Origin of the sequence: Paenibacillus sp. MSJ-34, from assembly GCF_018918005.1 — a bacterium.
In the GTDB taxonomy this organism is placed as follows: domain Bacteria; phylum Bacillota; class Bacilli; order Paenibacillales; family Paenibacillaceae; genus MSJ-34.
Genome location: NZ_JAHLPR010000019.1, coordinates 46,821 through 71,273 on the forward strand (window position 1 = coordinate 46,821; position 24,453 = coordinate 71,273).

The window sequence follows — 24,453 nt, forward strand, 5'->3', positions numbered from 1 at the left end:
AAATATAAGTACAAAAAGGTCAAAAGGGGGCTTCTTGAACGACCTTTCTAAATATAGAACATATAACTGTCCTGGACGCCTTCGTCCTTATAAGCGATTAAATCGGCCAATGTCGTCGAATCGAGCACTTGGGCGATTCCGTCGCGAATGCGCAGCCATAAATCCCGTTTGGCCGGATCGTCTTCTTCCGTGAAATCGACCGGTGAAATGGGGCCTTCCAACACGCGAATGACATCGCCCGCGGTAATCTGCTCCGCTTCTTTCGCCAGCGTGTATCCCCCGTACGCCCCCCGCACGCTCTTCACGAGTCCGGCGTTGCGCAGCGGAGCTACAAGCTGCTCCAAGTAATGTTCGGATAACTGGTTTTTCTCGGCAATGCTTTTTAAAGAAATCGGCCCTTCGCCGAATTTGGCGGCTAATTCCATCATAATAGTCAGGCCGTAACGGCCCTTCGTCGATATTTTCAAAAAAAGGCACCTCTTTCATGATTTTGAAACTATGTATTCCGATTATACACCTATGATTAATGTTAACATATTTATCTCTTGTATGGGCAAAAAATCGTTGACATATTCATGAAAAAATTTTAGTATCTTTCGATACGAAATGATGCTTTTTAACATATCAGACGAACGTAATTCGTAAGAAGTTGCATGTTGTGATAAAATATGATTTAGTTTTTACACTTTCTTAGAAAATGGTGATGTTCATGTCGAATTCCAATGCGAATACGCGTGTCGTCGTAGGAATGTCCGGCGGAGTCGATTCGTCCGTGACCGCCTTGCTGTTAAAGGAACAAGGGTACGACGTCATCGGTATATTTATGAAAAATTGGGACGATACCGACGAATTCGGGCGTTGCACGGCGGAGGAAGACGCAGAAGACGTGCGCCGCGTGTGCGACCAAATCGGAATCCCTTATTATACGGTTAACTTTGAAAAAGAATATTACGATAAGGTATTCACCTATTTTTTGGATGAATATAAACGGGGACGAACGCCGAATCCGGATGTCATGTGCAACCGGGAAATTAAGTTCGGCGAATTTCTGAACCGCGCGCTCGATTTGGGAGCGGATTACTTGGCCACGGGACATTACGCCCGCGTCGAGCGGAGCGGGGATGCGTACCGGCTGCTGCGCGGAATCGACGGCAATAAAGACCAAACCTACTTCCTGAACGCGCTCAATCAAGCGCAACTGTCCAAAGCGATGTTTCCAATCGGGCATTTGCCTAAGCAGGAAGTGCGCAAAATTGCGGCGGAAGCGGGACTTGCAACGGCCAAGAAAAAGGACAGCACAGGCGTCTGCTTTATCGGGGAACGCAATTTCAAAGAGTTTCTGAGCGGCTATTTGCCGGCACAAGCGGGCGATATGATCGATATTCGGACGGGCGAGATCAAAGGACGCCACGACGGTTTGATGTACTATACGCTCGGCCAACGCCAAGGCCTCGGCATCGGCGGTTCGGGAACAGGCGAGCCGTGGTTTGTGGCCGATAAAGATTTGGAACGCAACGTGCTTTACGTCGTGCAAGGAGACCGGCATCCGAGCCTGTATTCGACAGGCCTCGTCGCGACGGGAGTCAACTGGATTAGCGGCAATGACCGCCTGGAGGCTGCCGGCGAAATGCGCTGTACGGCGAAATTCCGCTACCGTCAGCCCGATCAAGGCGTTACGATCGCATGGACCGGCGGCGATACGGTGCGGGTAACGTTCGACCAGCCGCAAAAAGCGGTCACCCCAGGCCAAGCCGTCGTCTTCTATGACGGCGAAGAATGTTTGGGCGGAGGAATGATCGATCAGGTGCATAAAATAGAACAAAACGCAAATTTGTGAAGAGGAAAGGAGTCGAACCACATGGTCGTATTAAAATCCCCCGCCGAAATCGAACAAATGAAAAAAGCGGGGCAGATCGTGGCGGCATGCCATCGCGAAATCGCTAAAATGATCAAGCCGGGCGTTTCGACCTTGGAAATTAACGATATGGTTGCCGGCCTCATTACGCAATTGGGCGGGAAACAATTTACGAAAGGCTATAAAGGCTATCCCAGCGAGACTTGCGCATCCGTTAACGATGTGATCGCCCACGGGTTCCCGGACAAAAAACCGCTCCAAGACGGCGATATCGTTACGATCGACGTTGTCGTCGAAGCGGACGGCTGGTTCGGCGATTCCGGCTGGACCTATCTGGTCGGAAACGTATCCGACGAAGCGCGCCGCTTGGTGGAAGTGACGAAGGAATGTTTGTATTTGGGCATTGAACAAGCGGTGCCGGGCAATCGGATCGGCGACGTCATGCATGCGGTGCAGCAGCATGCGGAGAAGAACGGCTATTCCGTCGTTCGCGACTTGCTTGCACACGGCGTGGGCCGGTCGTTGCACGAAGAACCGAACATGGTGCACGTCGGGAAGCCGGGCAGAGGCTTCCGGTTGAAGGAAGGCATGGTCTTTACGATCGAACCGATGATCAATCAAGGAACCTACGATATCTTTATCGACGACGACGGCTGGACGGCAAGAACGTTTGACGGCAAATTGTCGGCGCAGTTCGAGCATACGATCGCCATTACGCAAGACGGCCCGGTCATCTTAACGGCGCAATAACGAATCTGCCTCTATTCTGAACATATAATTGGGTGATCGGATGAAACTATTCAAGTTAAACGGCTTCCCTCGGGAAGCCGGCGTTTTTATTTTTGCAAGTTTTGTCAACGCGCTGGGCAGCGCTTTTATGTGGCCGTTGACTACGCTTTATGTATACACCTTTTTCGAACGGCCGCTGGCCGACGCCGGCTTCGTCCTCCTCCTTTACTCGCTTGCGGGCATTATAGGGCAATTGCTGGGAGGGATGCTGTACCATCGTTTGGGCGTGAAAAAGCTCATCGTCGGCGCGCTCGCGCTGGCGGCGGCGATGCAATTCTCGCTCATGCTGACGGATCGGTTCGCCGTCTATGCGATCATTATGACGGCGCTAGGACTGTTCAGCTCCGCCTCGATGCCGGCGATCCAGGCGTTTATCGCTTTCCGTTGGCCGGGCAGCAGCCGCGAGATGTTCAACGCCACCTATGTCGGCAACAATATCGGCGTTGCAATCGGCACGGCGCTCGGCGGCTTGGTTGCCAACTATTCCTTCCAACTCACATTCATGCTGAACGGAACGACATCGGTCTTATTCGCCGCCTTTTTCTATTTTTTCCTGCGGACGATGAAGACGGATCAGTTGCCGGACAAATCGGCCAGAGGACTGCGGTCGGGACGAGCCGTCCGCGCTTTTCGACTGCTCATTCCCTACAAGCTTTATCTGTTTGTCGGGCTCGGCAGTCTGTTCGTTTGGTTTTCAAACTCCATGTGGGGAACGGGAGTCGCGCCGTTTTTGTATGACGAAGGGATGGATCTTTCCGCGTACAGCTTGCTGTGGACGATCAACGGCGTACTGATTTTCGTCGGCCAGCCTGTCATTATGTTAATCAAAAAATTTGCGGCCCGAAGCTTGACTTCCCAATTGACGGCGAGCGCCGTGTTTTATTTGCTCGGCTTTATGATTATTTTGGCCAATCATAGCTATGTCTTCATCGTGCTGGGCATGATCGTTACCACCTTCGGCGAAATGCTGATCGGCCCGACGGTTCCCGCCTTTATTACCGAGAATGCCGGCGGCGATTCTCCGTTCTATCTCGGCATCACGGGCGGCATCGGCAGCGTCGGCCGCGTGCTCGGACCTTATATTCTTGGCATCATGTACGATTCGGGAGGCATGACGCAGGTCAGTTATGTCGCCGTGATCGGCTCAGCCGTCGCGGTCGCCTTTTTCATAATGCACGCTTCATTCCATCGCGCCAAGCGTTCCGCCGCCTCGGTTACGCTGGACCGGTAAGGGGGCTTACCGCGATACAACGATGCCGAACCAGGCAAATGCGGCGCAAACCGCAACGGAGCCGACAATATATGCGGCGGCATGGAAATACCGCTTCGATTCCAACAATTGCAACGTTTCATAACCGAAAGTGGAAAATGTCGTAAAAGAACCGCAAAAGCCGATGCCCGCCAGCGCATAAACCCAATCGTGAACGCTTGGTCCGGCGCCTGACAAGCAACCGAGCGCAAACGAGCCGGCGACGTTCACGAGCCACGTTCCCCAAGGAAACGGGGAATGCGCCCGGGACGCGACCCATTGCCCGATCCAGAATCGGGCAATCGCGCCGCAGACGCCGCCCAAACCTACCAACCATATCATTCGTGGTCTCCCCTTTCCGCGGATGCGGGCCGTTTCCAGGCTTGTCCCGCCCGGCCCAATACAATGCCCGCGCCGGCCAGCAACAGGCCGCAAACGACGCTGCCGAGCGAATAAAGCAAAGCGAGACCCGGCTGCCCGCGCTCAAACAGCCGCACCGTTTCGACGGAAAAGGCGGAGAATGTCGTAAACGCTCCCGTAAACCCGGTTCCGACGAATAGCCGCAGTCCGGGCGCAACGGGCAGACGCTCCGACGTAACCGTAAAAAACCAGCCGAGAAACAAACAGCCGAAGAGATTGATCGCAAAAGTCGTTCCCGGAAACTTCCCCGCCTCCGTTACAAAGGCGAGTCCTATCAAATAACGGGCCAAAGCCCCGAATCCGCCTCCGATTCCGACGGCGGCCATTTTCTTTATCATGACGCTCTCTCCTGTCCATATGATGGCTGTTTCTCATTTTATCATATCTTGTTGGACACGCGCAGAGACGTAAAGCGCCTTTTTGGAATAGCTCCAAAATGTGGAGTTGATTTGTGGGTATAGCGACTTTTGCGTATACTACCGGTAAAAACTACCGTTAATTTCTTCCACATCGACAGCCTAGAATAAGTCCCATATATTACTCGCTATCCTCGAGGGAAGCCGCCGCGCTTCGCCGTTTATACAGCTTAATGCGAGAAATCCGCAAATGATCCGTTTCTTCGACGGCGAATTCGTATTCATGCCTTTTCACGGATTGTCCCCGCAGGGGAGGAATTTCAATTTGCGAATAGAGCCATCCGCCGATCGTATCGAAATCGTCAGAATCGATATCGAGGCCGAAATAATCGTTGACGACGTCGATGAGCAACAGCCCGTCAATCGAATATTCATCATCTCCGACTTTCTCGATGCCCGGTCTTTCCTCGTCAAATTCGTCCTGAATTTCCCCAACGATTTCCTCCATAATATCTTCCAGCGTCACCAGACCGGAAGTTCCTCCGTACTCGTCGATTAAAATCGCGATTTGCGATTTGTTTTTCTGCATCATTTTCAACAAGGTGCTGATTTGTATCGATTCCGGAACCGATGCAATCGGCCGGATCATGGCTCCCATGCCTTGATCGCGGATTCGGTTCGCCATTTCCCGTGCTTTCAACAAATCTTTCACGTGAATGAACCCGATTATATGATCCTTGTCTTGATCGCAAACCGGGTATCTCGTCTTCATTTCTTTGAGCGCGATTTCCTTGTTCTCTTCTTGGGACAAATTCGTATATAAGCAGATCATCTCCGTGCGCGGTATCATAATTTCCCTTGCCGTCCTGTCGGCAAATTCGAATATATTGTCGACCAGCGTTAATTCGGTGTTATCGATTAGTCCGCTTTGGTTGCTTTCTTTCATCAAAATCCGGATTTCCTCTTCCGTATGCGCCGATTCATGTTCGGAGGCCGGCGCGATGCCGAACGATCTCAGCAATCCGTTCGCGAGGCCGTTCAGTATCCAAATAAACGGATACATCGTCTTATAGAAAACGACCAGCGGCGGCGCGGACAGCAGCGTAACTTTTTCCGCCATCCGAATGGCCATCGACTTCGGAGCCAATTCGCCCAGCACGATATGCAAAATCGTAATCAGCGCGAAGGCGATAATGAACGAAACGGTATGAATCAATGCATCGCCCAACCCTAACGAATGGAAAAGAGGCCTCAGCAAATCGGCCACCGCCGGTTCGCCGATCCAGCCGAGCCCCAGCGAGGCGAGGGTAATGCCCAGTTGGGTTGCCGATAAATAGGAATCGAGATTGTCCACGACGTTTCTGGCGAAATTCGCCCGTTTCTCCCCTTTTTGGATCAGTGCGTCGATTCGGCTGCCTCTTACTTTGACCATGGCGAACTCCGCCGCGACGAAAAAACCGTTTAATAATACAAGCAGCAGAACGAGAAATAAATTCAATACAGCGCCAGGCAACGGACCGTTCAACCTAGTCCCTATCCCGCCCGTCCGTGCAGACGGATAGGTTCACCTCCTTTCGTTTGTTCATGCCGGTAGCGATGTCAGGAGCCTTTGCCGCTGAAGCGCCCTTTGATCGCATGCACCGCAACGTAAACGATCGGTATGAGTTGCACTAACAGCATATAGAAGGTCAGGCCAGTTGAGTTCAACGTTTTGGCAAAGAGCGTCTGCTCCTTTGAGAACAAGTGGGCAATGGTCACAATCAGCGCTCCGATAAGAAACGTCGTTGTTTTCGGATCGCGGAAGCCGACGATTTGAGCCAGCAACTTGGATGCGATAAATATTAACAAGCTGTCTTTGATGAGCAGCGTTGTCGACCAGACAGAAAGAACGAGCGGATCGATGTTTTCCAGAAACTGCCCGATCTCCGCAAACCGGATCATTTCCAGCATTGTAAACCTTAAATTTGAGCCTAGATACGGGCCGAACAACAATAGAGCCATATACCAGAAAACAAGGACGGAGAGCCAGGCGATGACGCTTCCCAAAAAGGCGTAGCGCATCAATTTCTTTTCTTGCTTTAAATGCGGGAACAAAAATAGAAGCAGCACGATTTCGCCGAACCACGGGATGGTGTAGAAGAACGAATCAAGTACTTTCTGCCATTCGAAATCGGTAATCATTCCAATACTCATGCTGTAATTCGCGCTTGGCATTAATGCGGGAATAATGAGCAGGAGACTGATAAACGACAGCAGGAAAAAAATATCCGCCAAATAGACGATCGTTCGAATGCCGAGACGGGCGGCCAAACATGTGCAGAACACGAAAATGGACGAAACGACCCAATCCGGCGTGTTGGCCAAATAGATCGAGCTGAAGAAGATCGTAAATTCCTCCACATTGAGCGAAGCGAGATGGATGCAATAAAAACAAAAGACGCATACAAAAAAGTAATGCGGCCATTTGCCGACAACTTTGCCGCCGAATTCCACCCATGACTTGTCCAGATTCATCTGCCCGAGGCGGATAGCGAAATAAGCTAAAACAAGACTGATCGTATAGGCGGCGAGAAGCGATATCCACCCTTGATAATCCGCCTTCTCCAGCAAAGGACGGATTAAAAAGGCAAACGGCGCGGATAGAAGGTATACCATCCAAAATCGTGAAAATTGCGAACCCGATATAAATTTCATGCGGCCACCCTCCTGTTTCATTATGGAAACCATCGATCCATCCAGCCGAACAGAAACGACACGATTGTATTCGGCGTCGCCAAAGACCTTAACGGGATGGAGAGCATCATGTAAACGAAGAAAACGAACCAGACGCAAATATAAGCCGCTTTTTCGTAGGTTCTGCTATTGCGGCGAACCATTCTCCAATCGAACAAGCCGATGCAGATCATTACAACCGTTACAATTGCCATGTCCTCACCTCATCTTCTCATGCTGCCAAAAAGGCACCGTTTCCGAGCCGAAATGTGAAATTCGAATATTGGCTTGAATCTGAATATCGACATTTTCTTTATAATAATCGCGCCAATGGTCTTTAATTTCTCTCCATTTGCGGGGATATCGCCAGTCGACGATCGAGCCGAGCATTAAAATGTCCGATTTCAGCCGTTGGGTCTTTTTCAGCATCGCCAGTGCGTCGGAACGGATATCGTCCGCGAATTTTTGCTCGATTTTATGCACGATCTTCGGATCCAATAAGTCTTTGCTTGAGACTGCCGACAGTACATCCGCCTCCGCGGTTAGCGTAATGTGAAACAAGATTTTGTTTCCGGACAATTGCGGGCGAATTTGTCTTTTTAATTGGCGCATCGTGACGCTAATCTTCTCTTTGCCCCCATCCAGCTCTACGGTTCGTATTTGACTTTGATGCGACTTGTTCAGCCATAACAACATTCTCGTCTCTTTCATATTCAAAGTGCCGACAAGTTTACCGTTGCTGAACAAAGCTGCGCCGTCGGTGCCGGCCCACGGCGTTTCTTTTCCTTTCTCGCTAACCGCCTTCACTTTCCCGAACGTCAAAATGCTCGCGGCAACGTCCTGGCCGGCGATGACCGCTTCCAAATAGTTTTTGACGCTCGTTTGCATCAACACTTTTAAATTGACGAATTCGCGCAGCACTTCAGTAGGCGTACGCTCGTAGATGGGAGTCAACTCCGTAATTTCCGTCGATTTGCCGGGCGCGACGATGATGTAAGTTTTCAAATGAAATTGCGGTTGGCGGATGAGCCATTCGAACAATTCTTTCGTTCCTTGTTCCGCATACTCCCGTCCCATGACAATAATCCGAGTTTGGCCCCACGTCAATTTGCGCGTCAAATCGTCTTGAATTTTTTGCATCGCTTCCGGGAACGTTTTTCCGGATTTCGTCACGGTAGCGTACGGGTTGCCCGACGAACTCGGCCCCCCCGCTTCCGCGCCCGACGTCATACGGTTCGTCAGGGGAGTGGCTATCGTTAACAGCACTTCCCCCGGAACGGGCGATTTGTCGACGAACAACCCGCTGACGAACGTTCTGTCGTTCAATTCGATCGTCGACCAGCAGCCGGACAACAATACACTGATGGCGCATAAAAGAACCCCGATTTTGCAAACTTTCATACGATCTTGTCCTTATCTTTTTTGATATGGGTATCTTGCCGGCGCTCGTCACGGTTTTCATACGTCCCGGGACGATCAATCATTTTCTTCCAAGGCGCTCGAACAAACGTATCCTTCCAGTCTTTGAACACGATCGGCGCCAGCGGACTCATATACGGGATCCCGAACGATTGCAGCGATACCAGATGGCAAATAATAAGGAACAGGCCTAGAATGATGCCGAGCATGCCGAATGTCCCGGCCAAAATCATAATCGGAAAACGCAACAGCCGAAACGCGAGCGCAAGCTCGAAATTGGGCGTAATGAATGACGCGATTCCCGTTAAGGCAACGACGATGACCATGGGGGCGGAGATGATTCCCGCCTGAACGGCAGCCTGTCCGATGACGATGCCTCCGATAATCGATACCGTCTGTCCGATCGGCTTCGGAATGCGAATTCCCGCTTCTCGGAGCCCTTCGAACGTAATTTCCATCATAAAAGCTTCGACAAGCGCCGGAAAAGGAATATGCTCGCGCGAGGAAGCGATCGTAATCAGCAAGTTGGACGGTATCATTTCCGGATGGAACGTCGTGACAGCGATATAGAGAGAAGGCAGCAAAAAAGAAACAAAGATGAATAGATAGCGGATCCAGCGGATCCATGTCGTAGCGAAAAACCGTTGAAAATAATCTTCGGCGGCCTGCATCAGCGAAAAAAAGGTGACCGGTACGATGACGGCGCTCGGCGTTCCTTCCACCAACAGCCCGACCCGGCCTTCCATGAGAGAGGACACGACCGTATCCGGTCTTTCCGTGTACTGCACGAGCGGAAACGGGGTATAGGTCGTAGACTCAATCTGCTCCACAATATAGCTGACTCCGAGCACCCCGTCCATCTTTATCCCTTCCAATTTTTCCTTTAATCCGGTCAACACTTCCTGGTTCACCAATCCGTCGATGTAAAACAAACATATATCCGAATTGGAATATTTGCCTATTTTATAATGCTGAATTTTAAAATCCGGGTGTTTCACGAGATGCCTGATCAAGGAAATGTTCGAATCCATATCCTCGATGAACGCTACCTGCGGTCCGACGATAACCATTTCGTTTTTTGCTTCGGCAATCGACCTTTTCTGGTAGTTCGTCAAGGGCAATATAAATATATCGCTTAATCCGCGAATGTGGCACGCCGTTTTCCCTTCCAGCACACAAGTTACCGCTTCGGCTACGGACGCCGTTTGCTCGATTATCATCGGAAAGACGTTTCCATTTGAAATCGATTGATTGAGCTCGACTGGGGTTTGCTGCTGCGCCGCCTTGATCAAAGGAGTCAGCACGCTTTCTTGCAGCATGTTTGAATCGGTAATGCTCGGTATATAAATAAGGACGCAAGCAGCGCCCCCTTGGAGCTCGACTTCGTGATATACGACATCGGAAATGCCCTGCATCGCTTCTTTAAATTGTTGGAGCGTATCCGCCACCTCTGTCATGTTATTTTCACCCGATTCTCGCTTTTGAGCGATAGGTTCCCCAATTTTGTTAATTTTTACTCTTTAGGCCTATTTCGCACATGAAAAAACCCGAGGCGTAAGCAACCTCAGGTTTCATAACAGCTTTATTCATTGTCCGGCGAACGTCCGCGCCGCCGCTGCTGATTCGCTTTAATTTTTTGTTCCGTCCCTTGTTCGCTTGCTTGGTAAAATACGCGGTTGCGAATCGATTCCGGCAAATAATCTTGTTCGACATAATGCCCGGGATAATCATGCGGATATTTGTACCCCTTATGCCCGAGCTTGTCCGCTCCCTTATAATGCGTATCGCGCAAATGAAGCGGCACCTCGGCCGATTTGATCTGATCGAATGCGTCCATGACTCTTCCGATCGCCACCGCTACCGCATTCGATTTCGGGCTCTCCACCGCGAACAGAATCGCCTGGGCGACGATATATTTCGCTTCGGGCCAGCCGATGCGCTGATATGCCTCCAAAGCGCTTACCGCTTGCACCATCGCCTGCGGGTTGGCGAGTCCGATGTCTTCGCTGCACGCAACGGTCAAGCGGCGGATGAACACCATCGGATCCATGCCCAGCTTCTCCACAGCGTACAGAAACCAGAACAGCGCGGCGTCGCTTGAGCCGCGCACGCTTTTGTGAAACGCGGACAAGACGTCGTACTGCGTCGATTCGTCCGCGCGCACCGTCGGACGGCGGATCGATTCTTCCGCCGCGGACAGCGTCACGCGCACGCTGCCATCCTCGTTCGGCGGCGTCGTCATCGCCGCAAGTTCCAGCGCGTTCAACGCGCGCCGAATGTCGCCGTTCGCCATTTCGGCGATATGCAGAAGCGCCTCTTCATCGGCTTGCAGACGCATGAACCCAAGCCCTTTGTCCGCGTCGGACAAAGCGCGCTTCATCGCCGCAAGCGAATGCTCCTTCGCCAGCGGATGCAACTGGAACAGCGTCGAACGGCTCATTAACGCCCCGTTCACATAATGGAACGGATTTTCCGTCGTTGCGCCGATAAACACGATAATCCCTTTCTCCACTGCGGGAAGAAGCGCGTCCTGCCTCGAACTGTTGAAGCGGTGAACCTCGTCCAGAAAAAGAATCGTTTTCGTGCCATACATCGATTTATTCGTTTTGGCCTGCTCGATGACTTCCCGCACGTCTTTGACAGAGGCATCCACAGCGTTCAGCCGCACGAAATCGCCTTTCGTCTGCTTGGAGATAATATGGGCCAGCGTCGTCTTGCCGCAGCCCGGCGGACCGTACAGCAAGATGGACGACACTTGGTCGGCCTCGATCGCCCTGCGCAGCAATTTGCCCGGGCCGACGATATGCTCTTGCCCGATATATTCGTCAAGCGTCTCGGGACGCATCCGGTCCGCGAGCAGTCGCTGCGACGGCTCCGTTTCCGCCTGATAAGAGAATAGATCCATCATCGTTCACACCTTTATTGATCGAGCAAATCCTTCACGACGACGCTAACCATAATCAATCCCGCCACCGGCGGCACGAACGAGTTGCTCGCCGGCGGCTGCTGCGCCTTGCGAATTTCCGGCGCCGTTTCCGGCACAATCCGCTGGGTCACGTCCGGCCGCGGCTTGATCGGTTCTTCCGTCGAGAAAACGACCTTCACGCCCTTTTTAATGCCGTCCTTGCGCAGCTTCTGGCGGATGACGCGGGCCATCGGATCTACCGACGTTTTGGAAATGTCGGCTACCTGGAACCGTGTCGGATCCATTTTGTTGGCCGCCCCCATACTGGAGATGATCGGCACGTTTCGTTCGAGACATTGCTTGATCAGATGAATTTTATACGAAATCGTATCGGAAGCGTCAATAACGTAGTCTAAGGGATAAGCGAACAATTGCTCGTACGTCTCTTCCGTGTAGAACATATTTAAAGCGATCGCGTCGCATTCCGGATTGATCAATCGAATCCGCTCCTGCATCAGCTCCGCCTTCTTCTGGCCTACCGTCGTCGTCAAGGCATGGATTTGCCGGTTAATGTTCGTAATGTCGACAGTATCCTTGTCGATCATCACGATGCGCCCGATGCCCGTACGCGCAAGCGCCTCGGCAGCGATCGAACCGACGCCGCCGATGCCGAGAACGGCCACCGTGCTGTTTTTCATTCGTTCCAAACCTTCCGGCCCGATCGCGAGCTCGGTTCGGGAAAATTGATGAAGCATACGTGTCCTATTCCCCTTTTCTATCCGGATTGCTCATTATTTTTTCTCTTCGCCCGGCTTTTTCGCCAGCTTAATATGCAGTTCTTCCAATTGAGCCGGATCTACTTCCGACGGCGCGGCGCTCATTAAATCGGTCGCGCTTGCCGTTTTCGGGAAGGCAATCGTTTCGCGCAAGTTGGTGCGTCCCGCCAGCAGCATGACCAAACGGTCGAACCCGAATGCGATGCCGCCGTGCGGAGGCGTCCCGTACTCGAACGCGTCGAGCAAATAGCCGAATTTCTCTTTCGCTTGTTCCGGGGAAAATCCAAGCGCGTTAAACATTTTTTCCTGCACATCGCGTTTGAAAATCCGCATCGAACCGCCGCCCACTTCGTAACCGTTAAGCACGAGGTCGTAAGCTTGAGCGCGGATTTGGCCCGGATCCGTATCGAAGTAGGCCAGATCTTCGTCTTTCGGGCGGGTAAACGGATGATGCTCCGCCACATAACGCTTCGCTTCCTCGTCATAGCCGAGAAGCGGGAAGTCGACAACCCAGGCGAATTTGAACTGGCTGTCGTCGATCAAGCCGAGCTGGCGCCCGATCTTCAGGCGCAAATTGCCCAGCACGTCGGCAACGATCTTCTTGTTGTCTGCGGAGAACAAGAGCAGGTCGCCTTCTTCCGCGCCGGTCCGTTCTTTAATGGCCTCGATCTCCTGCTCGGACATAAATTTTACGATCGGCCCTTTGAATTCGCCGTCCTTCACTTGAATCCAGGCAAGTCCTTTCGCTCCGTAACGAGCGGCGAATGGCCCCAAATCGTCGATCTCCTTCCGGCTCCACGTGCCGCACCCTTTGGCGTTCAAACATTTCACTTCCCCGCCCTTTTCAATGACGGAAGCGAACACTTTAACGCCGCTATTCGCGACGATATCGTTCAATTCGACCAATTCCAGGCCAAACCGCAAATCCGGTTTGTCGGAGCCGTATTTGCCCATGGCATCCGCGTAGCTGATCCGTTGGAACGGCGTCGGAATTTCGATTTGCAGCGTTTCGCGGAATAACTTGGCCATCAGTTGCTCCATCATGCCGAGCAATTGATCCTGCGACAAGAAGGATGTCTCGATGTCCACTTGCGTAAACTCCGGCTGTCTGTCCGCGCGCAAATCTTCGTCCCGGAAACAGCGCGCAATTTGATAATAACGCTCGATGCCGCCGACCATGAGCAATTGCTTGAAAATTTGCGGCGACTGCGGCAAAGCGAAAAATTCGCCCGGATGCACGCGGCTCGGCACAAGATAATCGCGCGCGCCTTCCGGCGAGCTTTTGATCAAGATCGGGGTTTCTACTTCGATAAACCCTTCGCCGTCAAGGAAATCGCGGAATACTTTCGCCGCTTTCGAACGAAGCAGCAGCGTCTTCTGCATTTCCGGCCGGCGCAAATCCAAATAACGGTATTTCAAGCGCAGCGATTCGTCGATTTCGATCCCGTCTTCGATGAAGAAGGGCGGATTTTTCGCCGCGTTTAAAATTTCGATTTCCGTTACTCTCACTTCGATTTCGCCTGTCGGCAAATTCGGATTGAACGTTTCCGGATCGCGCTCCACCACTTGTCCGGTTACGGACAAGACGTATTCGTTGCGCGCGCGGTCGGCGATTAGCAGCGCTTCGCCGGAGAAGTCCGGATTGAATACGATTTGCATCATGCCGGTTCTGTCGCGCAGATCGATGAATAGCACGCCCCCCAAGTCGCGGCGGCGCTGCACCCAACCGTTCAAAGTAACCGTTTCGCCGACATTTGCTTTTGTTAAAATACCGCAGTGATGAGTTTTTAGCTTCATTTATGATCGTCCCCTTTATGGAATATGTTCTTATGCCAGCCGTGAATTCCGTTTACAGCAGCTCGTCTGCAAGCCGCGCGAGCGGCACGAACCGTTGCTCTCCGGTCGCCATCGATTTCAGCGCGATTTCTCCTCGAGCCAGTTCGTCCTCGCCCAAAATCGCGGTATATCGCGCTTGCATGCGATCGGCCGATTTCATCTGGGCTTTCATCTTGCGGCCCAAATAATCCTTCTCCGCGGCGACGCCGCGCTTGCGCAGGTCGAACAGCAGCTTGACCGCTTCTTGCTCGGCTTGCTCGCCGAGAGCAATGATATAGACGTCGAGCGGATTTACCAGCGGCAAGGAGGCTTCTTGTTTTTCCAAAATAAGCAGTACCCGTTCCAGTCCGATTCCTAAACCGATTCCGGGCTGGTCCGGCCCGCCGACATCGCCGACAAGGCCGTTGTAACGTCCGCCGCCGCCGATCGTGTCGATCGCTCCGATTCCTTGCGCTTTATATTCGAACGCCGTATGCGTGTAATAATCGAGGCCGCGTACTAGACGCGTATTCACGACAAACGGGATTTCCATCGCCTGCAAATATTGCAGCACTGTTTGGAAATGCGCGGTGCATTCTTCATCCAGGCTGTCCAATATCGACGGAGCGTCCGCAAAATAAGCTTGATCGGTTTTGCAATCGAGCACTCGAAGCGGATTGCGTTCGATGCGAGATTGGCAATCTTTGCAAAGTTTGTCCCGCATCGGATTCAAGAAATCGAGCAGCTTCTGGCGGTATGCCGTCCGGCTTGCCGGATTTCCGACCGAATTGATCTCCACCTTGACGTCTTTCAATCCGATTTCGGCATAAAATTGATAGCCAAGCGCGATGACTTCCGCATCGATGCTGGCTTCTTCCGCGCCGAACACTTCCACCCCGAACTGGTGGAACTGGCGCTGGCGTCCCGCCTGCGGACGCTCGTACCGGAACATCGGTCCGATATAGTACAGCTTGCTCATATCCGGCTCCCCGTACAGTTTGTTCTCAACAAAAGAACGTACGACTCCCGCCGTCCCTTCCGGACGGAGCGTCATACTGCGGTCGCCTTTGTCGCGGAACGTATACATTTCTTTTTCGACAATATCCGTCGTCTCGCCGACGCCGCGCACAAACAGCTCGGTTTGTTCGAAAATCGGCGTGCGAATTTCCCGGTAATGAAAACGGCGGCATAAGTCCCGCGCTTTCTGTTCCACATACTGCCATCGCTCAACGGTACCCGGCAGCAAATCTTGCGTGCCCGTCGGTTTTTGGAAAGCCATTGGATTCCCTCCTGCAAACGTATTTATAATTAAGCGTTCAAAAAGCCAATCTTTCAGCATGGACCTTTTGACCAGCCTCTTAAAATAAAAAAACTCCCGTTCCTGTTCATAACAGGGACGAGAGATTTATATGCGAAATCGCCCGTGGTGCCACCCACATTCCGGACCGTCGCCTCAGTGTCAAAACTTCAGACAGCCGTCCGCTCAAACGGTTAACGCCCGCAACACGCGTACGGTTACTGACCGGAGGACATGGACGAATGTCCGCGGAAGTTCACCGCAAGTTCTCGGGGAGGTCTTTCCTTCGTCCGGCATAAGGATCTTTACAGCCTGCGAGATCCCTCTCTGCATATGCGGGTGCGAGCTACTCTTTCCCTTCATCGAATCCATTGATAAAACTATATATTTCAAGATTGTAACGCTGTTAGCGAACAAAGTCAAGAGAGTGGAACGGAGCGTTTTATTGTAAAAGGGCAGAAAAAAACCTACAAATCACGTTGTAGGTCCAAAGAGTATATATTAAAAAAGGGGGTCATGTCTGTTATTATAGACTGGCAATGTTAGAGTAATATTGAAATCATGTTACAGTTATATTACAAAAAATAAAGCGTTTCATTCCGATAGTTTTGCCTCTCGTTTTACGATTTCGTTCCGAACAATTGCTCCAAAATTTCAATTTTCGCCTTCGTATAATGTTCATAGTTATCGTTGTACGCTTTCGGCTCCTTCGGGTTGGCGAAGCGGCTGATCGCGCCGGTGGACGGATCGACCCATTTGCTGGCGGCCCCGCATCCCAGCCCGATGATCGTCTGCATTTCTTCCATAATCAAAATATTATAAAGACTCTCTTGTCCGGGTATGGCATAGCCGACGTTCTCCAAGTTTCCTAAAATATTTTTTTGCCTGTACAAGTAGTAAGGGACGTATCCATGAAGCTTGGTCCATCGCTCGGCTTCCCGCATCATGCTCTCGATTTCGCTCCGGCCGGCCACCGTATATTTGCCGTCTCCGCGATGCTTGGTCATTTCCGAAGCTTTCTTGAAGGACAGCGTATGCACCGTCAGCGACTCCGGCATCAGCTTCTCCGTTTCGGCGAGCGTATGCTTGAACTCCGCTATCCCTTCGCCCGGCAAGCCGATAATCAGGTCCATATTAATATTGTTCATGCCGGCTTCGCGCGCCAGCCAAAATTTATCGACCGTCTCTTCGACCGAATGATGCCTTCCGATGATATCGAGCGTTTCCTGCGTATACGACTGCGGATTGATGCTGATCCGGTCGATGTTCCATTTGTTCAGAACGGCAAGCTTTTCGGGCGTAATCGTGTCGGGGCGTCCGGCCTCGACCGTTATTTCGCGAATGCGGTCCGCATACGGAAACGAAGAATGCAGCTCCTCATATAGCATATCCATTTCTTCCGCCGTAATGCTGGTAGGCGTACCGCCTCCGAAATAGACCGTCGTGACGCTTATTCCCCGTTCTCTCAGCCAGCGGCCGATTTCCCGCATTTCATAATGAAGCCCGCCGAGAAACGAGTGAACCGACCCTTGGCGGCCGTTAATGTCATAAGCGGGAAACGTACAGTAGGCGCATTTGGTCGGACAGAACGGAATCCCGATGTAAATGCTGACTTCGTTCTTCAGCGCGTATAAATCGGGAATCATCGTCAGTTGCCGATCGACGATTTGCTGCATCAGTTCGATTTTGCCGCGATCAACCAAATATTGTTCGCGCAGCGTCCGATGGGCGTTCTCCTTCGAAAGCCCTTGCTGCAGAGCGCCATGCAATAGCTTGGTCGGGCGTATGCCCGTCAGTATGCCCCAAGGCTGCACAATTCCCGTATATTGCTGCAGAACGTGAAGCAGCACATGGCACATCGCTTGTTTCACATGTTTGCGCACCGCTTCGTCATCTTCCTTCGCTTCCGTCGTTCTGGTATGGGAAGCGGTGAACCGCCGTCTCTCGGCTTCAACGTCCAACGCAGCGGCAGCTTCGAGCCTTCCCCCTCCTGTACGCTCGTACATAAGGGCGATTGTCATATCCGATTTTTCGCTGTCGTTTGTGTGTTCGGGAGTTACGACGTTAACTTCCGCTTCTTCGAAAAACAAATGAACGATGTTGGAAAACGTTCGTTCGAATGCAGATTCGCGGGTTACAATGTCGATCCGCATCGCTTACACCTCCCTTCTCGTTAGCAGCGGCCGGCATATAGGACCGCTAACTGTCGCGTACCTCTCTTCCTTAAAGGCCCGTCAATCGCTGCGTCGCCCCCGCAGTGGCGGGCGGCATCGGAATTCGGCCGCAAATTCGACTTCCGCCTCTCCCCGCGTCATGTTCAACGCTTCATGCAAATCGTTATTCAACATGCGATTGACCGTTTGCCGTATGACGATCTCTTTCGTCGATTGTCGCATCTTTCTCGCTCCTTGCAGCACTTGTCGGAAATGTTGTGATGGCGCGTTGAGCAATGCCAAAGAGCCATTGTCACCGATTATTTTCCGCAAGGGTCCGATAAAATATGACCGGGGAATGTATGAAGATGCCACATTTGAAGTTTAAACGACATCAAGAACGACATCAAGATCAAAATCAACGAATGGGACCGATTATGTTTAATATAAACTTTGGCGAATAATGAGCGGAAAGATTACAAATATTAGCTTATGAAATTAAGCCGAAACGGAGAGAATTTGCCATGCAAAAAACGATAGAGAAATCGTTCAATTCAACGCCGCCAAAGACCGGGATGCCTTATTATTGGAAGGTTATTCTCGTCTTTACGCTCGGCTGGGTATTCATGTATGCCGACCGTACCATTCTCAATCCCGTCATGCCTATTCTGGCGCGAGAATTCGGCATCAACAACGCTCAACTTGGTTTGATCAATAGTGTTTTCTTTCTCGCTTATGCGATTTTGCAGATTCCGTCGGGAACGCTTGGCGACCGGTTGGGGCGCAAGAACGTACTTGTTCCCGGTTATATTCTGTTCGGCATCTCGACCGCTTTCACCGGGATCGTCAATTCCTTCTTTTTGCTGCTCATCGCCCGGATCGTGACCGGCATTGGCGAAGGGACGTATTACGGCCCGCAATACGCTTTGTCGTCCGAAGCCATTCCCGAGAGGGTACGCACGGTTGGAACGGCGGTCATTAACAGCGGACAAGCGATCGGCATCTCGCTAGGCTATATTACAGCCAGCACGTTAACGTTGGAGAACGGTTGGAGTTGGAGAATCCCGTTTTACATTATGGCCTTTCCGACTGTGATCACCGCGCTTTTAATTTGGTTTGTCATCAAGGAGAAGCCGCGCAAGCTGAATGTCGAAGCCCGGGGAACGGAAGCGAACAAGGGGGACGTTCGAAAGACCTCCATGTTTTCGTTGTTTAGAAACCGAAATCTTGCGCTCACCTTTGTGATGGTTTTCTGCTCGCTCTACGGATTTTTCGCGATTCTTACCTGGCTTCCGCAATATTTGCAGACCGAACGGGGGTATCAAGGAAGCGATGTCGGCTTCATTTCTTCGCTCGTACCTTGGGCTTCAATCCCCGGAGCGCTGTTCTTCGGCTATTTATCGGACCGGTTCGGAAGACGCAAACCGCTGGTTTATGTGCTGGTACCCATCGCTGCCCTGTCCATTTATTTGGTCGTTTATACGCAAAGCGCCGCCGCCATGATGTTCGCCTTAATCGTTTACGGTTTAACCGGCAAACTGGCGCTCGATCCCGTACTCGTCGCGTTTGTAGCGGATAACGCTCCCAAGGAAGCGTACAGCACCGCGTTCGGTCTATATAATTTTATCGGAATGAGCTCTTCGATCCTCGCTCCTTACATTACGGGATACCTAGTGGACCAAACGGGCAGCATGCGGTCCGGCTTTTTTCTGGCCATGATTTTGCTGTTTGTCGGTCTGGCGGCGATGATTTTCACTCATGAAAAACCAAGAACGAAAACGGCCTGACGATTCGGGCCGCAATACGAAAGGAAGATTGCCGTGCTTAAAACCATCATTAAAGAAAACGTTTATCAGGACTCGGTCAGCTTAATGCTCCTCACGAACAAGTTGTCCGTCATGGAAGGCATCAACCGCATTTCGGTCATGATGGGCACACCCGCCAATTTGGATATCTTCCGCAACACCGGTTTATACACTGCCGATTTGGATCGGGCCAAACCAAATGATATATGCATCGTGATCGACACGGAGCACCCGGAGAAAGCGACGGAAGTGCTGAACGAGATCGATTTTTTTCTGAAAAACCAAGCGCTCGCCGGCGCAAAAAACGATTACGACAAAGTCCGCACATGGGATCGGGCCATGCAACTGCTGCCTGACGCCAATCTGGCGCTCTTGTCTATTCCGGGCGAATATGTCGCGGGGGAGGCGCATAAAGCGTTGGACAAAGGGCTTCACGTTTTTATTTTCAGCGACAATGTGCCCGAGGCCGACGAACTGGAACTGAAACGGAAGGCGAAGGAGAAAGGATTGCTCGTTATGGGACCCGACTGCGGGACAGGGATATTATCCGGGGTTCCTATCGCCTTCGCCAATGTCGTAAACACGGGGAAAATCGGGATCGCGGGAGCGTCCGGCACCGGTATTCAAGAGGTTTCCACAATCATAGACAGATTAGGCGGCGGGGTTAGCCATGCGATCGGCACCGGCGGGCGCGACCTGAGTCAATCGATCGGCGCTCTCACCATGATGGACGGCATTGCCGCATTGGAGGCCGACGCGAACACCGAATTAATCGTCGTTATTTCCAAGCCGCCCGCTCCCGAGGTGAAAAATCAAGTTACGGCTCTTCTAAAGTCGCTCTCCAAGCCCTCGGTCGCCGTCTTCACGGGCGATAAACCGGCGGAACCGGAAGGAAACGTACGTTATGCCTATACTTTGGAAGAAACGGCGGTCATGGCCGTGCAGCTCGCATACGGTAAAACGGCTGCGCCGCCCGAAAGTTTGGGGAGTGCCGCCAACGAGGATCGTTCGTTGCTCCCTTCCCAATCGTATATCAAGGGATTATATTCGGGAGGCACCCTGGCGACGGAAGCCGCGATGCTCGTGCGCGAAGCGTTCGGCATCCCCGCTTCGCTGAAGCATGAAGAGGGCTATATTTTCAAAGATCAAGGGCATGAAATTATCGACCTCGGCGACGATATTTATACGAAAGGGCGGCCGCATCCGATGATCGATCCGACCACCCGTAAGGAGAAAATCGGCAGTATGGCGAAAGATCCCAACACGGCGGTTATTTTGTTCGACATCGTATTGGGTTACGGTTCCCATGCCGATATGGCAGGGGAACTGATTCCTTCCATTCGGGAAGCTCGGGCGCGCGCTTCCGCGGAAGGAAGAACCGTTCACTTCGTTTGCTCCGTCTGCGGGACCGATCAAGATCCGCAAAATTACGGGGAACAAAAACGAAAGCTCGAAGAAGCCGGCGTTATTGTCGAATCCAGCAACGTGAAAGCCGTCAAGCGGGCGCTTGATATCGTCGGCAAACCTTTGCCATCTGTATCCGCACCTCCCGCCGAGGCTGCGGCCGCGCAGCAGGGGGCCGCAGCCGCGCCGAACGTGCCGGAAGCGACGGCCAAGCTATTATCCGGCAAGCCGCGCGTGATCAATCTGGGCCTGGCGAGCTTTGCGGACACGATCCATCGGTACGAAGGGAAAGTCGTCCAATTCGACTGGCGTCCGGTAGCGGGCGGCAATAAAAAACTAGCCGATATTTTGTCCAAATTAAAATAACGACCCATGAAGGAGAACGTAATATGTACAATACGATTGACGAAGCCAACGGGGCGGTCGTTGAGAAAATAGCCAACGCACAGCCGTTTCTGATCGACGTTGTTCCCGCCAAAACCGTTATTGACGAGTTGAACGGCCGAACGCTGCTTCATGCCGGCCCGCCCATCGAGTGGCAGGATATGACAGGGCCGATGAAGGGTTCGTGTATCGGCGCGCTGCTGTTCGAAGGTTGGGCCGCAACGGAAGACGAAGCCAAGAGAATGCTGGAGGGCGGAGAAATCCGGTTCGTCCCTTGCCACCATGTGAACGCCGTCGGGCCGATGGGCGGAATTACATCGGCCAGTATGCCCGTCCTTGTGGTAGAGAACCGCACGGAAGGCAACAGGGCATACTGCAACCTGAACGAAGGGATCGGCAAGGTACTGCGCTTCGGCGCCTATAGCGAGGAAGTGATCGACCGCCTTCGTTGGATTCGCGACGTTCTCGGTCCCGGCATGTCCAAAGCGTTGAAAGCTTCGGACGGCGGCATCAACCTGAATGTCGTCGTCGCCAAGGCGATTACGATGGGCGACGAGTTCCACCAACGGAACATTGCGGCCTCGCTGCTGTTGCTCAAAGAGTTGGCGCCGCTATTATTAGAGACCGATGTATCCGAAACGGACAAAAGAACGATTATCAAATTTTTGGCTGATACCGATCAATTTTTTCTCAATGTGATGATGGCCGCGTGCAAGGCTGTCATGGACGGCGCGCGCACGATTCAAGCGGGCACGATCGTTACCGCCATGACCCGCAACGGCAAAGATTTCGGCATTCGCGTCAGCGGGTTGGGCGATCGATGGTTTACCGCTCCTGTCAATACGCCGAAAGGATTGTTCTTTACCGGTTATTCGCAAGAAGACGCCAATCCGGATATCGGGGACAGCGCTATTACCGAGACGTTCGGGGTCGGCGGGATGGCGATGATCGCCGCGCCGGGCGTCACCCGCTTCGTCGGCGCAGGCGGATTCGAAGACGCTTTGGCGATCAGTAATGAAATGGCGGAAATCTGTTTCGACCGGAACAGCAATCTCGCCGTTCCTACATGGAACTTCCAGGGGATCTGTCTCGGCATCGATATCCGCAAAGTAATTGAAACGGGCATTACGCCTGTTATAAATACCGGCATCGCCCATAAAGAAGCGGGGATCGGACAGGTTGGGGCCGGTACGGTCAACGCCCCGCTCGCCTGCTTCGAGAAAGCGCTGGTCGCTCTGGCCGAGACGATGGGCGTTGCAGATTGACCTATGTCCGTCGTTCAAGGAGAGGCCTATAGCCCGAATGTCCCGCTTCTGCTTGAACGGAATCGTTCCGGGACGGTACACAGCCTGTTCCGGAACGGGATCAATATCCGTGTGGGACAGAGGCTTGTTTTTATCGGGACCGCTCTGAGCGGGCAACTGCCGTTTGCAGTTCATATAGACCGCCGTTCCGTCGATCGTATCGCGTATCGGCTCCATCCCTCCGGTCCCGTACTTTTGGAATACCGGCAACAGGAGCTCAGGCTTATTACCTGCAACGTTACAATCCGGTTGGATCATGCCCGGACCTTCTCCAATACGCTGCGCGACTTTCGCGGCGACGGCGACATATCCGCCAATCTCCGCAATTTCGCCGCCTTGCTCCGCACTTATTCCCAAAAGAGCGGATTCGGGTTAAGCCCAACTCAATTGATGAGCATTCTGGAAAGCGAAACGGACAGGACGGAGTTGGGACAGACGCTTATTCGGTTTCGGGGTTCCTGGGACTGTCCCGATCCGCGACTGCGGTGGCAAACCATTCGGCCCCTCATCGGATACGGCGCCGGGCTGACTCCTGCGGGCGACGATTTTTTTATCGGGGCTCTGGCCGCCGGATTGTATTCCGGGCGAGTTTCCCCTGTCGTTCTGCGGGAGCTCGCGGAACGGTTCGCCGAACGTCCCGGCCTGACGACCGACATCAGTTCGGAATATCTTCACTATGCCCTGAAGCGGCAATTCGGAACAAGCGTTTTGCAGATGCTGGACGCTTTGTTCAATGGACAAAGCGCCGATTTGGCCAAAGCCTTCAGCATACTGGCCGGCAGCGGACACAGTTCCGGAATCGATACCGCGCTTGGAATATACTGCGTTATTCATAATTTGCTAGAGGAGGCGGCCCCTTCATGAAGACCGTATTGCTTGCGCTTGGCGGAAACGCGATTTTGCAGGCGAATCAGGAAGCGAGTTACGACAATCAGTTGAAAAACGTGATAGGATGTTGCGAGGCGATCGCGAATATCGTGCAAAAAGGATACAGGGTGTTGCTTACCCACGGCAACGGGCCGCAGGTAGGCAATATTTTGTTGCAGAACGAAATCGCCAAGGATACGATACCAATGCTCCCTCTGCATGTCTGCAATGCGGAAAGCCAGGGATTTATCGGGTATATGTTCCAGCAATCGCTAATGAACGAAATGGCGCGAAGAAATATCGACCGGCAGGTCGTCTGTATGCTGACTTGCGTCGAAGTGTCTCCGAACGACGATGCTTTTCGGCTTCCGAGCAAGCCGATCGGACCGTTCTACGACAAAGAGGAAGCGGAACGCCTTGCGTCGGAACATGGGTGGAACGTAGTGGAAGATTCCAACCGCGGCTGGCGTCGAGTCGTGCCTTCGCCCCGACCGCACGGCATTGTCGGCGGGAAAACGATGCAGGAATTGCTTCAGGCGGGCCATATCGTTATTGCTGCGGGAGGAGGAGGCATTCCGGTGGTTCGGGAGGTCGACGGGACGCTGAGAGGGGTGGAGACCGTCATCGACAAGGATCGTACCGCTTGCCGGCTTGCAAAGGAGCTGGACGCGGATATGTTCGTTATGTTGACCGATGTGGAGCATGTGTTTATTCGTTTCGGCCAACCGGACCAGCAGGCTCTTCATACGATTACGACCGAAGACGCCAAGCGTTACTTGGCCGAAGGCCAATTCGGCAAAGGAAGCATGGGACCGAAGATGGAGGCGGCCGTCGATTTCGCCGAAACGGGAGGAACCGCCGTTATCGGATCGCTGCGCTCCGCGGCTCTCGCCTTGGAAGGGAAAGCGGGAACGCGGATAGTGAAGAAAGGGGCCGGCTGATT

The 24,453-nt window shown here is 52.6% G+C and carries 22 protein-coding genes; 8 read left to right on the forward strand and 14 right to left on the reverse strand.

The features are described from left to right. Window positions 1-47: 47 nt before the first annotated feature. On the reverse strand, window positions 48-467 hold the full coding sequence (gene cymR, locus KQI79_RS11345; protein ID WP_216538345.1) for a cysteine metabolism transcriptional regulator CymR: 420 nt from the start codon (window positions 465-467) through the stop codon (window positions 48-50). 242 nt (window positions 468-709) lie between these two features. Here cymR and mnmA point away from each other — a divergent pair, with 242 nt between their 5' ends. From mnmA to KQI79_RS11360, 3 genes are read left to right on the forward strand one after another with little or no spacing between them, the layout of a single operon-like run. Further along, window positions 710-1,837, forward strand: coding sequence for a tRNA 2-thiouridine(34) synthase MnmA (gene mnmA / locus KQI79_RS11350; RefSeq protein WP_216538346.1), 1,128 nt, complete (start codon window positions 710-712; stop codon window positions 1,835-1,837). Between the two features lie 21 nt (window positions 1,838-1,858). Beyond that, complete coding sequence (gene map / locus KQI79_RS11355) at window positions 1,859-2,605, forward strand: type I methionyl aminopeptidase (protein ID WP_216538347.1); 747 nt, start codon at window positions 1,859-1,861, stop codon at window positions 2,603-2,605. Between the two features lie 40 nt (window positions 2,606-2,645). Further along, on the forward strand, window positions 2,646-3,875 hold the full coding sequence (locus KQI79_RS11360; protein WP_216538348.1) for an MFS transporter: 1,230 nt from the start codon (window positions 2,646-2,648) through the stop codon (window positions 3,873-3,875). 6 nt (window positions 3,876-3,881) lie between these two features. On the opposite strand, the gene crcB (KQI79_RS11365) is transcribed toward KQI79_RS11360, so the two are convergent. The 13 genes from crcB (KQI79_RS11365) to KQI79_RS11425 all read right to left on the reverse strand — a co-directional run bounded on the left by crcB (KQI79_RS11365) (window position 3,882) and on the right by KQI79_RS11425 (window position 17,989). Next, a complete protein-coding gene (gene crcB, locus KQI79_RS11365; RefSeq protein WP_216538349.1) occupies window positions 3,882-4,235 on the reverse strand; it encodes a fluoride efflux transporter CrcB in 354 nt (117 codons plus the stop codon). After that, window positions 4,232-4,651, reverse strand: a complete 420-nt coding sequence (gene crcB, locus KQI79_RS11370; RefSeq protein WP_216538350.1) for a fluoride efflux transporter CrcB — start codon at window positions 4,649-4,651, stop codon at window positions 4,232-4,234. Before crcB (KQI79_RS11370) ends, crcB (KQI79_RS11365) begins: the two co-directional genes overlap by 4 nt. A gap of 199 nt (window positions 4,652-4,850) precedes the next feature. After that, window positions 4,851-6,194, reverse strand: coding sequence for a hemolysin family protein (locus KQI79_RS11375; protein ID WP_216538351.1), 1,344 nt, complete (start codon window positions 6,192-6,194; stop codon window positions 4,851-4,853). A gap of 74 nt (window positions 6,195-6,268) precedes the next feature. Further along, window positions 6,269-7,363, reverse strand: coding sequence for a GerAB/ArcD/ProY family transporter (locus KQI79_RS11380; RefSeq protein ID WP_216538352.1), 1,095 nt, complete (start codon window positions 7,361-7,363; stop codon window positions 6,269-6,271). 20 nt (window positions 7,364-7,383) lie between these two features. After that, window positions 7,384-7,596 carry a hypothetical protein gene (locus KQI79_RS11385; protein ID WP_216538353.1) on the reverse strand — a complete coding sequence of 71 codons (213 nt, stop codon included), beginning with the start codon at window positions 7,594-7,596 and terminating at the stop codon, window positions 7,384-7,386. A 4-nt stretch (window positions 7,597-7,600) separates the two neighbouring features. Next, window positions 7,601-8,782 carry a Ger(x)C family spore germination protein gene (locus KQI79_RS11390; protein ID WP_216538354.1) on the reverse strand — a complete coding sequence of 394 codons (1,182 nt, stop codon included), beginning with the start codon at window positions 8,780-8,782 and terminating at the stop codon, window positions 7,601-7,603. After that, a complete protein-coding gene (locus KQI79_RS11395; RefSeq protein ID WP_216538355.1) occupies window positions 8,779-10,257 on the reverse strand; it encodes a spore germination protein in 1,479 nt (492 codons plus the stop codon). Before KQI79_RS11395 ends, KQI79_RS11390 begins: the two co-directional genes overlap by 4 nt. Window positions 10,258-10,382: 125 nt before the next feature. Continuing rightward, on the reverse strand, window positions 10,383-11,705 hold the full coding sequence (locus KQI79_RS11400; RefSeq protein ID WP_216538392.1) for a replication-associated recombination protein A: 1,323 nt from the start codon (window positions 11,703-11,705) through the stop codon (window positions 10,383-10,385). A gap of 14 nt (window positions 11,706-11,719) precedes the next feature. Continuing rightward, window positions 11,720-12,460, reverse strand: coding sequence for a tRNA threonylcarbamoyladenosine dehydratase (locus tag KQI79_RS11405; RefSeq protein WP_216538356.1), 741 nt, complete (start codon window positions 12,458-12,460; stop codon window positions 11,720-11,722). Between the two features lie 36 nt (window positions 12,461-12,496). Then, window positions 12,497-14,278 carry an aspartate--tRNA ligase gene (gene aspS / locus KQI79_RS11410; protein WP_216538357.1) on the reverse strand — a complete coding sequence of 594 codons (1,782 nt, stop codon included), beginning with the start codon at window positions 14,276-14,278 and terminating at the stop codon, window positions 12,497-12,499. 52 nt (window positions 14,279-14,330) lie between these two features. Continuing rightward, window positions 14,331-15,575 (reverse strand): histidine--tRNA ligase, encoded by a 1,245-nt coding sequence (gene hisS / locus KQI79_RS11415; RefSeq protein WP_216538358.1) that lies wholly within the window; start codon window positions 15,573-15,575, stop codon window positions 14,331-14,333. A gap of 638 nt (window positions 15,576-16,213) precedes the next feature. Continuing rightward, window positions 16,214-17,746 carry a coproporphyrinogen III oxidase gene (locus KQI79_RS11420; RefSeq protein WP_216538359.1) on the reverse strand — a complete coding sequence of 511 codons (1,533 nt, stop codon included), beginning with the start codon at window positions 17,744-17,746 and terminating at the stop codon, window positions 16,214-16,216. Window positions 17,747-17,827: 81 nt separating this feature from the next. After that, a complete protein-coding gene (locus KQI79_RS11425; protein ID WP_216538360.1) occupies window positions 17,828-17,989 on the reverse strand; it encodes a hypothetical protein in 162 nt (53 codons plus the stop codon). A gap of 281 nt (window positions 17,990-18,270) precedes the next feature. On the opposite strand from KQI79_RS11425, the gene KQI79_RS11430 reads away from it, so the two are divergent. From KQI79_RS11430 to arcC, 5 genes are read left to right on the forward strand one after another with little or no spacing between them, the layout of a single operon-like run. Continuing rightward, the gene (locus KQI79_RS11430; RefSeq protein WP_216538361.1) at window positions 18,271-19,533 is read left to right on the forward strand and encodes an MFS transporter; all 1,263 of its coding nucleotides are present in this window, start codon (window positions 18,271-18,273) and stop codon (window positions 19,531-19,533) included. A 33-nt stretch (window positions 19,534-19,566) separates the two neighbouring features. Then, the gene (fdrA, locus tag KQI79_RS11435) at window positions 19,567-21,321 is read left to right on the forward strand and encodes an acyl-CoA synthetase FdrA (RefSeq protein ID WP_216538362.1); all 1,755 of its coding nucleotides are present in this window, start codon (window positions 19,567-19,569) and stop codon (window positions 21,319-21,321) included. A gap of 23 nt (window positions 21,322-21,344) precedes the next feature. Beyond that, a complete protein-coding gene (locus KQI79_RS11440; protein ID WP_216538363.1) occupies window positions 21,345-22,604 on the forward strand; it encodes a YlbE family protein in 1,260 nt (419 codons plus the stop codon). Window positions 22,605-22,607: 3 nt separating this feature from the next. Next, window positions 22,608-23,507: an oxamate carbamoyltransferase subunit AllH family protein gene (locus KQI79_RS11445; protein ID WP_216538364.1), complete on the forward strand. Its 900-nt coding sequence runs from the start codon at window positions 22,608-22,610 to the stop codon at window positions 23,505-23,507. Beyond that, entirely contained in the window at window positions 23,504-24,451 is a 948-nt protein-coding gene (gene arcC / locus KQI79_RS11450; RefSeq protein WP_216538365.1) for a carbamate kinase, read from the forward strand. Before KQI79_RS11445 ends, arcC begins: the two co-directional genes overlap by 4 nt. The last annotated feature ends 2 nt before the right edge of the window (window positions 24,452-24,453 follow it).

Excerpts from the sequence above, each read along its gene's own strand:
- mnmA (WP_216538346.1), top strand. The coding sequence starts at position 710 with ATGTCGAATTCCAATGCGAATACGCGTGTCGTCGTAGGAATGTCCGGC.
- map (WP_216538347.1), top strand. The coding sequence starts at position 1,859 with ATGGTCGTATTAAAATCCCCCGCCGAAATCGAACAAATGAAAAAAGCG.
- KQI79_RS11360 (WP_216538348.1), top strand. The coding sequence starts at position 2,646 with ATGAAACTATTCAAGTTAAACGGCTTCCCTCGGGAAGCCGGCGTTTTT.
- crcB (WP_216538349.1), bottom strand. The coding sequence starts at position 4,235 with ATGATATGGTTGGTAGGTTTGGGCGGCGTCTGCGGCGCGATTGCCCGA.
- crcB (WP_216538350.1), bottom strand. The coding sequence starts at position 4,651 with ATGATAAAGAAAATGGCCGCCGTCGGAATCGGAGGCGGATTCGGGGCT.
- KQI79_RS11380 (WP_216538352.1), bottom strand. The coding sequence starts at position 7,363 with ATGAAATTTATATCGGGTTCGCAATTTTCACGATTTTGGATGGTATAC.
- KQI79_RS11385 (WP_216538353.1), bottom strand. The coding sequence starts at position 7,596 with ATGGCAATTGTAACGGTTGTAATGATCTGCATCGGCTTGTTCGATTGG.
- KQI79_RS11390 (WP_216538354.1), bottom strand. The coding sequence starts at position 8,782 with ATGAAAGTTTGCAAAATCGGGGTTCTTTTATGCGCCATCAGTGTATTG.
- KQI79_RS11395 (WP_216538355.1), bottom strand. The coding sequence starts at position 10,257 with ATGACAGAGGTGGCGGATACGCTCCAACAATTTAAAGAAGCGATGCAG.
- KQI79_RS11400 (WP_216538392.1), bottom strand. The coding sequence starts at position 11,705 with ATGGATCTATTCTCTTATCAGGCGGAAACGGAGCCGTCGCAGCGACTG.
- KQI79_RS11405 (WP_216538356.1), bottom strand. The coding sequence starts at position 12,460 with ATGCTTCATCAATTTTCCCGAACCGAGCTCGCGATCGGGCCGGAAGGT.
- aspS (WP_216538357.1), bottom strand. The coding sequence starts at position 14,278 with ATGAAGCTAAAAACTCATCACTGCGGTATTTTAACAAAAGCAAATGTC.
- hisS (WP_216538358.1), bottom strand. The coding sequence starts at position 15,575 with ATGGCTTTCCAAAAACCGACGGGCACGCAAGATTTGCTGCCGGGTACC.
- KQI79_RS11420 (WP_216538359.1), bottom strand. The coding sequence starts at position 17,746 with ATGCGGATCGACATTGTAACCCGCGAATCTGCATTCGAACGAACGTTT.
- KQI79_RS11425 (WP_216538360.1), bottom strand. The coding sequence starts at position 17,989 with ATGCGACAATCGACGAAAGAGATCGTCATACGGCAAACGGTCAATCGC.
- KQI79_RS11430 (WP_216538361.1), top strand. The coding sequence starts at position 18,271 with ATGCAAAAAACGATAGAGAAATCGTTCAATTCAACGCCGCCAAAGACC.
- KQI79_RS11440 (WP_216538363.1), top strand. The coding sequence starts at position 21,345 with ATGTACAATACGATTGACGAAGCCAACGGGGCGGTCGTTGAGAAAATA.
- KQI79_RS11445 (WP_216538364.1), top strand. The coding sequence starts at position 22,608 with ATGTCCGTCGTTCAAGGAGAGGCCTATAGCCCGAATGTCCCGCTTCTG.
- arcC (WP_216538365.1), top strand. The coding sequence starts at position 23,504 with ATGAAGACCGTATTGCTTGCGCTTGGCGGAAACGCGATTTTGCAGGCG.